This is a genomic window from uncultured Microbulbifer sp., assembly GCF_913055755.1.
Taxonomy (GTDB): domain Bacteria; phylum Pseudomonadota; class Gammaproteobacteria; order Pseudomonadales; family Cellvibrionaceae; genus Microbulbifer.
Genome location: NZ_CAJXKH010000109.1, coordinates 1 through 11,297, shown reverse-complemented (window position 1 = coordinate 11,297; position 11,297 = coordinate 1). Strand labels below are relative to the sequence as shown.

The 11,297-nt window shown below is 59.1% G+C and carries 7 protein-coding genes and 1 pseudogene; 5 read left to right on the top strand and 3 right to left on the bottom strand.

Annotated features, from left to right (window positions below; genetic code table 11):
* Positions 1-117: 117 nt before the first annotated feature.
* From QZ511_RS14780 to QZ511_RS14770, 3 genes and pseudogenes are all read left to right on the top strand, one after another.
* A pseudogene (locus QZ511_RS14780) lies at positions 118-573 on the top strand (3-deoxy-7-phosphoheptulonate synthase); the annotation flags it as partial.
* Between the two features lie 43 nt (positions 574-616).
* Complete coding sequence (locus tag QZ511_RS14775) at positions 617-1,306, top strand: glutathione S-transferase family protein (RefSeq protein ID WP_295803474.1); 690 nt, start codon at positions 617-619, stop codon at positions 1,304-1,306.
* A gap of 315 nt (positions 1,307-1,621) precedes the next feature.
* Positions 1,622-3,853, top strand: a complete 2,232-nt coding sequence (locus QZ511_RS14770; protein WP_295803477.1) for a M3 family metallopeptidase — start codon at positions 1,622-1,624, stop codon at positions 3,851-3,853.
* 99 nt (positions 3,854-3,952) lie between these two features.
* On the opposite strand, the gene QZ511_RS14765 is transcribed toward QZ511_RS14770, so the two are convergent.
* On the bottom strand, positions 3,953-6,076 hold the full coding sequence (locus QZ511_RS14765; protein WP_295803472.1) for an autotransporter domain-containing protein: 2,124 nt from the start codon (positions 6,074-6,076) through the stop codon (positions 3,953-3,955).
* Between the two features lie 152 nt (positions 6,077-6,228).
* The gene (locus tag QZ511_RS14760; protein ID WP_295803470.1) at positions 6,229-7,881 is read right to left on the bottom strand and encodes an amidohydrolase; all 1,653 of its coding nucleotides are present in this window, start codon (positions 7,879-7,881) and stop codon (positions 6,229-6,231) included.
* A 172-nt stretch (positions 7,882-8,053) separates the two neighbouring features.
* Between QZ511_RS14760 and QZ511_RS14755 the strand changes: the two genes are divergently transcribed.
* On the top strand, positions 8,054-8,260 hold the full coding sequence (locus QZ511_RS14755; RefSeq protein ID WP_295803468.1) for a DUF2905 domain-containing protein: 207 nt from the start codon (positions 8,054-8,056) through the stop codon (positions 8,258-8,260).
* 10 nt (positions 8,261-8,270) lie between these two features.
* On the opposite strand, the gene QZ511_RS14750 is transcribed toward QZ511_RS14755, so the two are convergent.
* Positions 8,271-8,753, bottom strand: coding sequence for an Lrp/AsnC family transcriptional regulator (locus tag QZ511_RS14750; RefSeq protein ID WP_295803467.1), 483 nt, complete (start codon positions 8,751-8,753; stop codon positions 8,271-8,273).
* A gap of 473 nt (positions 8,754-9,226) precedes the next feature.
* On the opposite strand from QZ511_RS14750, the gene QZ511_RS14745 reads away from it, so the two are divergent.
* On the top strand, positions 9,227-11,297 hold a 2,071-nt coding region (locus tag QZ511_RS14745; protein WP_295803466.1), incomplete at its 3' end, for an indolepyruvate ferredoxin oxidoreductase family protein.

The following is an 11,297-nucleotide window of genomic DNA, read 5'->3' as shown; positions in this document are numbered from 1 at the left end:
CGGATCGCGCGGGCGTCCTTTATACCTTTTCCGATGGCGATCAGCCCGGCGTGCAACCCGGAGCTGGAGTTGTAGACCCAGAGCTCCATGGTGAAGGCGGAGGCGTTGATCACCGCGCTGTTGCGGCTGATCGACATCCTCGATCCGAACAACGATCCGGGCCGGCTGACGCTGATCACTCGTATGGGGGCTGACGTACTGGCCGATAAACTGCCAAACCTGGTGCGTGCGGTACAGCGGGAAGGGCGCTCCGTGGTGTGGAGCACCGACCCCATGCACGGCAACACCGAGAAAAGCAGCAGCGGCTACAAGACGCGCAATTTCGACAATGTACTGCGGGAAATTCGCGATTTCTTTGCGGTACACCGCGCCGAAGGCAGCCACCCCGGTGGTATTCACCTGGAAATGACAGGCCAGCATGTGACCGAGTGTACCGGTGGCGCCTGGAAAATTTCCGATGAGGATCTCGCGAGTTGCTACCGCACACAGTGCGATCCGCGCCTGAATGCGGACCAGGTACTGGAGCTGGCATTCAGTATCTCCGAGCTGTTGCGGGATGGCCGCAACGGCTGACGAACCAATTGCTGCTAGGAATCTAAAACGGAGGGAAGGAAGAGTGGCTGAACTGTATATCGGCAACAAAAATTATTCATCCTGGTCGCTGCGCCCCTGGCTGCTGATGACCGAACTGAATATTCCCTTCGAAGAAGTTCTGGTCCCGTTTGACGAGGGCAGCAGCTGGCAGAAATTCCGCAGGTTTTCCCCCACCGGGCTGGTGCCTTGCCTGGTGGACGGGGAGGTTACCGTCTGGGATTCCTTCGCGATCGCGGAGTATCTCTACGAATCAAATCCGCAGGTGTGGCCGGAGGACAGGGTTGCCCGTGCCTGGGCCCGCTGCGCGGCGACGGAAATGCACTCGGGCTTCTCAGCACTGCGCAATCAATGCAGCATGAACTGCGGTGTTTCCGTGAAACTGGATCAGGTGGACGGAGCGCTGCAAAAAGACCTCGACCGCGTCGACGAACTCTGGCGGCAGGGGCTGGTGCAATTTGGTGGTCCTTTCCTGGCAGGGGAGGGTTTTACCGCAGTTGACGCATTTTTTGCTCCGGTAGCGCTGCGCCTTATTGGTTACGGACTGAGTCTCGGTCACGAATCCATGGCGTACTGTGAGCGGCTGCTGGCGCTGCCGGGTATGCAGTCATGGATTGATTCGGCGCTGGCGGAGCCCTGGCGGGAGTCCGACCACGAAGCAGATCTCACCCGCGTTGGCACCATCGTTGAGGATCGCCGGCGCGCAGCGAGCTGATCCTGCACCTTCGCCGGATGTGCCCGCCGGATGACCGGGCGTATCTGGCGATATTTGTGATGGATTAAAACTATCCACTTATTAAGCCGTTATCTTATTAGTCGCTTGGCCCTGGTCCGCAGAACCCCCGTAAAAGTTGGTTAGGAAAGTGGGGGGAGGGGGTTAATCGCGCCAGATCCTCGCTTTATCGCGGTGTTCGGGCCCCTGCAGACCGCATCGTGGCGCTGTTCCTCCACCCGCGGTACACTCGAGCGCCCGAGAATAGTAACAATTGATACCAACACACTGACATCATCAAAAGAGAGGATCGTGCCGATGCGTCAAACGCTGATCGCTATGTCCATTGCCGCCGCACTGGCGAGCATGGCCGGTTGCAGTAAAGATTCCCAGGAAACCCAGGCCGCAAACGCTGTTGCGCCCGTTGCCGCTGAGGCCACGGCGAGCGCAGAAGGGCAGGCCGCGGTTGTCAAAAACAACCCGCTGCTTGCCGAGTGGAGCGGCCCTTACGGCGGCGTACCCGCGTTCGACAAAATGAAGGTTTCCGATCTGAAGCCGGCGCTGGAGTACGGCATGGCGCAGAACCTGGCGGAAATTGACGCGATTGCCAACAATCCGCAGGCGCCGACCTTCGCCAATACCATCGAATCCATGGAACGTGCCGGCAAGGCGCTGAGCCGGGTCTTCACATACTGGGGTATCTGGAGCGGCAACATGTCCTCTCCGGAGTTCCGCGCGGTTCAGGCAGAGATGGCCCCTAAGCTCTCCGCATTCAATTCCAAGATCATCCAGAACGACAAACTGTTCCAACGCGTTAAAGCGGTGTTTGATGCGCGCAATGACTCCGACCTCAGTGCAGAGCAGAAGCGCGTGGTAGAGCTGGTTTACGATCAGTTTGCTACCAACGGCGCGACCCTGTCCGGCGAGGCCAAGCAGCGCTACGCGGAGATCAACACCCGCCTGGCGGAGCTGCACACCAAGTTTGCCAACAACGTTCTGGCGGATGAAGAAGGTTACGATATTTTCCTGCGCAGTGATCAGCTGGGCGGCCTGCCGGAGTCTTTTGTAAAAGCTGCTGCCGCACTGGCGGAAGAAAAGGGCCAGAAGGGTAACTACGCGATCACCAACACCCGCTCTTCCATGGATCCGTTCCTGACCTATTCCGACAACCGCGAACTGCGGGAAAAAGTCTGGAACAACTACTACAGCCGCGGTGACAACGGCGATGAACACGACAACAATGCGATCATTGCCGAGATCCTGCAGCTGCGCGACGAGCGCGTGGCCCTGCTGGGCTTTGACAACTACGCCGAGTGGCGCCTGCAGAACCGCATGGCGAAGAACCCGGCCAATGCCATCGAGCTGATGGAAGCAGTGTGGCCGGCAGCGGTTGCCCGCGTACACGAAGAAGTTGCCGATATGCAGGCGGTAGCAGATGCCGAGAAAGCCGGCATCAAGATCGAGCCGTGGGACTACCGTTACTACGCGGAAAAGGTACGTGCGGCAAAATACGACCTTAACTCCGATGAAGTGAAACAGTACCTGCAGCTGGACAAGCTGCGTGAGGGCATGTTCTACGTGGCCGGTGAACTGTTCAATTTCAGCTTCACTCCGGTAGCGGAAGGCAAGGTTCCGGTATTCCATGAAGATGTGAAAGTGTGGGAAGTCAAAGACAAGACCTCCGGTGAGCACATCGGCCTGTGGTACCTGGATCCGTTTGCCCGCGCGGGCAAGCGCTCCGGTGCCTGGGCCAGCATGTACCGCGACCACACTACCTTTGATGGCAAGGAAACCGTGCTGGCTTCCAACAACTCCAACTTTATTAAAGGTGCTCCGGGCGAGCCGGTCCTGGTGAGCTGGGACGACGCGGAAACTTTCTTCCACGAATTCGGCCACGCGCTGCACTTCCTCGCTTCCAACGTTTCCTACCCGACCCTGAACAGCGGTGTGCGCGACTACACCGAGTTCCAGTCGCAGTTGCTGGAGCGCTGGTTGAGTACAGACCCGATCATCGACAACTATCTGGTGCACTACAAAACCGGTGAGCCGATTCCGGCAGAGCTGGTGGCCAAGATCAAAAAGGCTGCCAACTTCAACCAGGGTTTTGCGACCACCGAATACCTGGCGTCTGCGCTGGTGGACATGAAGCTGCACACCACCGATCCGGAAGGAATCGACCCGGACAAGTTTGAGCGTGAAACCCTCGATGCCTTGGGTATGCCGTCTGAACTGGTGATGCGCCATCGCACCCCGCACTTCGGACATATCTTCTCCGGTGAAGGTTACTCCGCGGGTTACTACGGTTACATGTGGGCGGACGTGCTGACCTCCGATGCGTCGGAAGCATTTGCTGAAGCGGAAGGTGGCTTCTACGACAAGGAAGTGGCTGGCAAGCTGGTGAAATACCTGTTCGCACCACGCAACGCGATGGATCCGGCCGAAGCCTACCGCAAGTTCCGTGGCCGCGATGCGGGCATTGAGCCGCTGATGCGCGATCGCGGATTCCCGGTTCCGGGAGAGCAGGGCGCAGGCGCTGCTGCTGGCGAGTAAGCGGAATCACCCGAAGTCACAGGGTGAATCGAAAAGCCGCGGCCCTTTGGGGCCGCGGCTTTTTTTGGGGCGCTGGTTTCTTGAAGAGTTGTGACAGCACTAGAAAGCGTGCTGGAAAAGCAATTTGGCCGTCCACACCTCCAGGCCCTCGTCATCAATGTTTTCCTGAGATAGCTGAAAATCCAGGAAATCCGTTTCGGATGCTACCCAGCGTGTTCCCAGCCGGGTGAAGCCCGCGGCGTTGGTATAGGCCTGGTAGCCCCCGCTGGTGATGCCTCTTACCGTGTCCACTTCACTCTGCAGGTCGAACGCGATCCTGGCACCTATCTCAAAATAGGGGATGATTCTGCCTCTGCTTTCGAGATCAACGCTCCTGAGAAATACGACACTGTTCTCCGAGTAGCTGATATCTCCGTTTTTGTTGCGCATGTTCAGGTCTACCGTTTGCCCTAGCAATTCGCCCCTGAAAAACGAGTCTGAGGTATTGTAGTAGGAGTAATTCAGGTAAGCCCGTGGCAGTACTCCCCAGTCCCCGTAGCGATAAAATCCTTCGATACCGATGTTGAGAAGCCACTCGTCGACGGTATTGCCGCCGCGGAATCCTGCCAGAGATATGTCCGTATCCGTGTACGAATAGTTTATTGACCCGTTGACTGTAAGCGAGCCGTTGATCGCGTAGCCGAAATAAGGCCCCACAGAAATACGGTCCGCTTCGGAGTCCAGGAAACCACGCAAGCCCTCGCTGTCGTAGCGGGAGGCTGCCACCGAAACGCCCAGGTAGCCCTTTTGCCCCACAGCCCTGTGCATCCCGAGGGTGATGCGAGATTCGCTCGAATCAAAAGCCCGTTCGCCCCGGCGGTCCCGCAATTCTATTTGGTCGGCCTGGCTCCAAAGGTTCCAGGGCCCGGAATTTACCTGGTAGCGGGGGAGGAGGGCGCCGATATATCTTGCGGTAAGGGGAGTACCGGATTTATCGATTTCACCCGCTTCATACCAGTGGCCCTTGTAGCCTTCCGGGCACCAGACATCGCTCCCCGAGTAGGAGGCCGAGACCTGATAGCCCGTCTCCGGCTGGATACACACTACCCAGCGCACGGGAGCCACATTTTGCCGGGCCCGCTGGTTTTCATCCTCGGGGCGCGATCCCTCCGGTTCGAGATTGCCCTCCGTCACGGGTACCTCGGGGGTAATGCCCGTAGGGGGTTGGGTGCCGATCGGATGGGCGGGGTCAATGGGAATCTCCGGGGTGATACCGGTGGGTGGCAGCACGCCGATCGGGTTCGCCGGGTCGACGGGTACCTCCGGGGTGATACCAGTGGGTGGCAGCACGCCGATCGGGTTTGCCGGGTCGACGGGCACCTCCGGGGTGATACCGGTGGGTGGCAGCACGCCGATCGGGTTTGCCGGGTCGACGGGCACCTCCGGGGTGATACCGGTGGGCGGCAGCACGCCGATCGGGTTTGCCGGGTCGACGGGCACCTCCGGGGTGATTCCGGTGGGCGGCAGCACGCCGATCGGGTTCGCCGGGTCGACGGGCACTTGCGGTGTGATTCCCGTGCCGGGCGGCTTCAGCACTGGGACCTCGGGGGTAATACCGGTGCCGGGCGGGCGCAGCACCGGAACTTCGGGGGTAATTCCGGTGCCGGGTGGTCGCAGCACCGGAACCTCGGGGGTAATGCCGGTGCCGGGCGGGCGCAGTACCGGAACCTCGGGAGTGATGCCGGTGCCGGGCGGGCGCAACGTCGGTACCTCCGGTGTAATACCGACTCCCGGTGGGCGCAGAACAGGTAGTTCCGGCATCACCCCGGTAATATCCGGGGGTGGCAAAATACCGATCGGCGGGACAGGCCTCACCGTTGGTAATTGCGGCAGGATAATCGGGTCTGTTTTCTGGTTTTCGACGTCAATTGTGCAGGGGTTTTTACCGCTGAGATCCAGCAGGGCGTGGGTACCACCATTACTGAAGACAAGCTCGGGTGATGTAGAGATGTGGGCACCCGGTGCGCCAAGGCTCCACTCGTCGACAATATCTTTGGTGTTTACCACCTGAAGGCCAAAATTGCCGGCGGATGTGGTGGACAGCCACACGGAACGGGTTTGGTCGTTGGTGGCGCCGATAAAGGTAAGTACGCCGGTGGCATCGCAGTTGGCGCCGATTGCCCCCTGTGCGGCAGTCAGCATTGTAATGGTTGCGAACAGTTTGTTGGCAGAATTCCGTTTCATCTGGTCGGCACTGGATCCAAGCTGCCATTGCACAATGTGTGCGTGAATTTCGATTCTCTTGTTACCAGACTAGCTGCCCCCGGACGGTGTCGCCTTTTCGCTCTTCGCCGGGGGCAGGGAAACGGCTTCTGCCTGCAGGTTATTCGCCAGGATCATTCATTACGTGCGTAAACCTTTTCTCCCTGTACCCAGGTTTCCAGTACCTGTGCCTGCCAGATTTGCTGCGGATCATTGGTGAAAATATTCCGATCCAGCAGGATAAAGTCGGCGAACTTACCCGGTTCCAGGCTGCCGGTCACCTGCTCCTGGTGACTGGCATAGGCGGCGTCCAGGGTGAAGGAGCGCAGTGCCTCTTCCATGGTCATCGCTTCTTTCACGCGCCAGCCTTTTTCCGGCTGCCCCTGGCGGTCGCGGCGGGTGACCGCAGCGTGAATGCCGAATAATGGATTGACCGGCTCTACCGGGAAGTCGGACCCGGAAGCGAGCCTGGTGCCCTGGTCGAGGAATTTCCGCCACGCGTAGGCGCCTTCGAGGCGCTGTTCGCCGAGTCGGTCGCCGGCCATATTCTTGTCGCTGGTGGCGTGCACCGGCTGCATCGAGGCGATCAAATTCAGTGACGGGAAGCGCTCGATATCATCGAGGGTCAATACCTGGGCGTGCTCGATGCGGTGGCGGTACGGTTTCTGGTCCTGTTCCTTGTGCAATGACTGCAGGATTTCCAGCACGATTTGGTTGGCGCGGTCGCCAATGGCGTGCACGTTCACCTGGAAGTCATTGTCCGTCGCCAGCTTTATTTGCTGCAGCAGCTCATCTCGCTGATGGATCAACAGTCCCGTTTCACCCGGGCGATCGTGGTAGGGCTCCAGCAGTGCCGCACCGCGGCTGCCGAGGGCGCCATCGGCGAATACCTTGACGCTGCGCACATAGAGTTTTTCATCGGCGGCGCCCACAAAACCTGCGCGTAGCAGTTTTGGTAGTTTTTCGTCATCTGCGGAAATCATCGGGTACGCGCGCAGCGGTATTGCATTCTCCGCCGCCAATTGACGATAGGCCTTCAGGGTCTGTTCCGAGATACCCGCGTCGTGGATGCCGGTGAGGCCGAGCGAGAGCGCCAGGTCAAAGGCGGTGCGGAGTGCCGTCTTTTCTTCCTGTAGTGTCGGTTGCGGGATCACGCTTTCAACGAGCGCCATGGCGTTGTCCACGAGTACGCCGCTCGGTTCGCCTTGCTCGTCGCGGATGATTTCCCCTCCCGCCGGAGCGCGGGTCTCGCGGGTAATTCCGGCGCGCTGCATGGCCGCGCTGTTGGCCCAGCCCGCGTGTCCATCAATGCGGCGCAGCCAGATGGGCTGATCGATATCCAGCGCGTCCAGCTGCTGCCGGGTGGGGAATTCCTTGCCGGCCCAGAGAACCTGGTTCCAGCCGCGGCCGAGCAGCCACTCGCCGGCTTTCTGCTTGTGTGAGAATTGTTCGATGGCGTTTAGTGTCTGCGGGAAATCGAGGTCGCGCAGTTCCAGCTGCTGTTGCAGCCTGCCCAGGCCGAGAACATGGCCGTGGGCGTCGATCAGCCCCGGCAACAGCACCTTGCCGCCGGCATCGATGGTCTGCGCTTTCGGGTAGCGTTTGCTGAGCGCGGGGTAGTCGCCGGTGGCCAGTACCTTGCCCTGGTCGAATACCAATGTGTTGAACTGTTGCAGGCTGTGTTCGGTTGCCTGGTATCCGGCAACGTTGTGTATCAGCGTCGTCGCCTGGAGGTTGCATGAAGCGAGCAGGGCGCATACACCAGCGAGGGTATGAAAGAGGCGCATAATTGTTAGCCTTGTAAGAGCGTCTTTGGGGGAGTCGGTTTGATGGTATCAGCGGACAAAGTGGCTGCCAATTGACCCGGCTACCGATACTGCCACTTTCCCGAAGTGGGTCTTACACTGGATAGGTCGCTCAAATATTTCAAGGAACTGTGAAGGCGGGAGGGTTGAGGCTATGGAACGCTGGTTGATCGTAGCGGGGTGCCTGCTGGTCGGTATCGGCCTGGCGCTGCACTATGCGCCCTGGCTGGTGAACTGGTTCGGGCGCTTGCCCGGTGATATCCGTATCGAATCCGGGCGCAGTCGGGTCTATTTTCCCATTACATCAATGATTATTGTCAGCGTGGTGTTGAGCCTGATCATCAATTTCTTTCGGCGTTAGTCCCGAACCTTCAGGTATCCAGTAACTGATCGAGGGGCAGTTCGGTGCGATAACGCACCTGCTTGAGGGAAAAGCTGCTCTTGATATGGTCGATGCCGGGCAGTTCGGTGAGTTTCTTGTCGAGGAACTCCTGGTATGCGTGCAGGTTGGGTACCACTACCCGCAGCAAGTAATCAAAATCCCCGGTCATCAGGTAGCACTCCATTACCTCCGGCCACTGGCCGATGGTGGATTCAAAGTGCTGCAGTTCTTTCTTTACCTGGTGATTCAGAGTCACCTGAATAAACACGCTGACCGGCAGGCCCACCTTGTCCGGTTCCAGCAGGGTAACTGCACGCTTGATAAAACCCTGTTCGTGCAGGTTCTTCACCCGGCGGGAACAGGGCGAGGGTGACAGGCAGACTTTTTCCGCCAGTTCGATATTGGGGATGGTGGCATCTTGCTGGAGGATCTCCAGAATGTGCTTATCAATGGCATCCAGAATATAGGCCATAAATTATCCAGCTCTCGTCAAATCGCTCGTCATCTAGGTGGCTATTAAGGGACTATCGGATTTCGTTCGCACGGATGTGACCGAAATCTCGTTTTTATTCAGCAGCTAACTATACCCGCCGGACACCCGTTCCAGTACTGAAACTGACCCGAATTGGGAAATATTCACAAAACCTGTACGGATTGCACACCTTCGCCGGCCCGGTGAACGCAGATTGGCTGGCGAAAATGACAGCGCTTCTCAATTAAGCTCCGAATCTTACCAATTATTGCAGAAAATCTTCTTTTTGTGGCGATTATTGTTTGTCTACTGGGGTGTCAGTGGGCAATTTGGTATGACCTGCTCGTCCTCGCGGTGATAATTTACCGCAAAACATAAATAGCCAGGTGTCGGCACGCGTCTCTGGGCCCTGTTGTAACAGGTGCGCCCCGCGCGCAGCCGGCGTACCGCAAAAAGACGAAAAGGTGACTGCGATGGCGATGGTCGAGAACGATCAGGAACTGGGTTTTGACCGCGAGTATTCCCTCAAGGCGGCGTTTACCCGTGACAATGGTCGTGTGTTTCTTACCGGAATTGACGCCCTGGTGCGCCTGCCGCTGATGCAGAAGCAGCTGGATGAGCGCGCCGGTCTCAATACCGCCGGCTTTATTTCCGGCTACCGCGGCTCTCCCCTGGGTGGTTACGACCAGACCCTGTGGCGGCACAAAAAGCTCCTCGCGGAGCGGGATATCCACTTCGAGCCCGGTATCAACGAAGACCTGGGCGCCACCAATATCTGGGGCACCCAGCTGCTGGATCACTACCGCAAGCAGGCCACCCGCGACGGTGTGTTTTCCATCTGGTACGGCAAGGGCCACGGCGTAGACCGCAGCGCCGATGTATTCCGCCAGGCGAATATCCAGGGTACCTCCAGACTGGGGGGAGTGCTGGCCCTGTGTGGCGACGACCACACCGCGGAATCCTCCATGTTCTCCCACAACACCGACCAGATTTTCGAGTCGGTGATGATGCCGCTACTGTTCCCGAACTCCATCGATGAATACCTGACCCTGGGGCTGGCGGGCATTGCACTGTCGCGTTATTCCGGCCTGTGGGTGGGCTTCAAGACCATTACCGAAACCGTGGAATCCGGCGCGTCCATCGTGGTGCCGGAACTGCCGCAGTTTGTTGTCCCGCAGGATTTTCCGATTCCGGCCCACGGCCTCAATTACGACCCGCACCTGAACTGGCCGGCGGAGCGGATGGAATACGAACGCCGCATGCTGGAAGAGCGGCTGCCAGCGGCGCAGGCCTTTGCCTATGCCAATGGTCTGGACAAGACCATCGTCGCCGCGCCGCAGAAGCGCTTCGGCATCGTGACCGTGGGCAAGGCCCACGGGGATCTGCTGGAAGCGCTGAAACTGTTGAAGCTGAGCGAAGAAGATCTGAAGCAGGCGGGCATCTCCATTCACAAGGTGGCGATGAGCTGGCCGCTGGAACCCCGTGGCATGAGCGAGTTCGCCCGCGGTATGGAACGGGTGCTGGTGGTGGAAGAAAAGCGTCCGCTGGTGGAAGACCAGATGAAGAACCTCTTCTACAGCTGGCCGGAAGGCGAGCGTCCGCGCGTGGTGGGCAAGAAAGATCTGGACGGCCGCGACCTGCTGCCGGCCATCTGGGGCTTCGGTCCAGACCAGGTAGCGAAAGCGATTACCCGCTGGCTGGCGGATACCGAACTCGCAGAACGCCTGGTACCCCTGGCGGAGAAACTCGGCAGCAATGTTTCCGCCAAGGTGGATGGCCTGCTGGCCCGGGAGCCGATTTTCTGTGCCGGCTGTCCCCACAATACCTCCACCAAGTTGCCGGAAGGCAGCACCGGCAGCGCCGGTATCGGCTGTCATATCATGGCGCTGGGCAAGGGCCTGCGCACCGATACCTATTCCCATATGGGGGGCGAGGGTGCCCACTGGGTTGGCTTGCACCGTTTCTCCAGCGACAAGCACATCTTCCAGAATATGGGCGACGGTACCTACAACCACTCCGGTTTGCTGGCAATCCGCCAGGCGGTAGCGGCCAAGATCAATATTACCTACAAGATTCTGCTCAACGATGCGGTGGCCATGACCGGTGGCCAGCCCGCCGATGGCGAGGTTACCGTGCCGACCCTGTCGCGCCAGCTGCTGGCCGAGGGCGTAGGCCGTGTGTGCCTGGTGAGCGAGAATCCGGATTTCTGGCGCACCAACCGCAGCGAATTGCCGACGGGACTCGAGATTCACTCCCGCGATGATCTCGACGGGATCCAGCGCGAACTCCGCGATACTGCCGGCGTGACCGCAATTATTTACGAGCAGGTCTGTGCAGCGGAAAAACGCCGTCGCCGTAAAAAGGGCCTGATGGTGGACCCGGCCAAGCGCCTGCTGATCAACCACCGGGTCTGTGAAGGCTGTGGTGACTGCAGCGTGCAGTCCAGCTGCATCGCGGTAGAGCCGCTGGAAACCGAATTTGGTCGCAAGCGCCAGGTCAACCAATCCAGCTGCAACAAGGACATGCGCTGTGCCGACGGTTTCT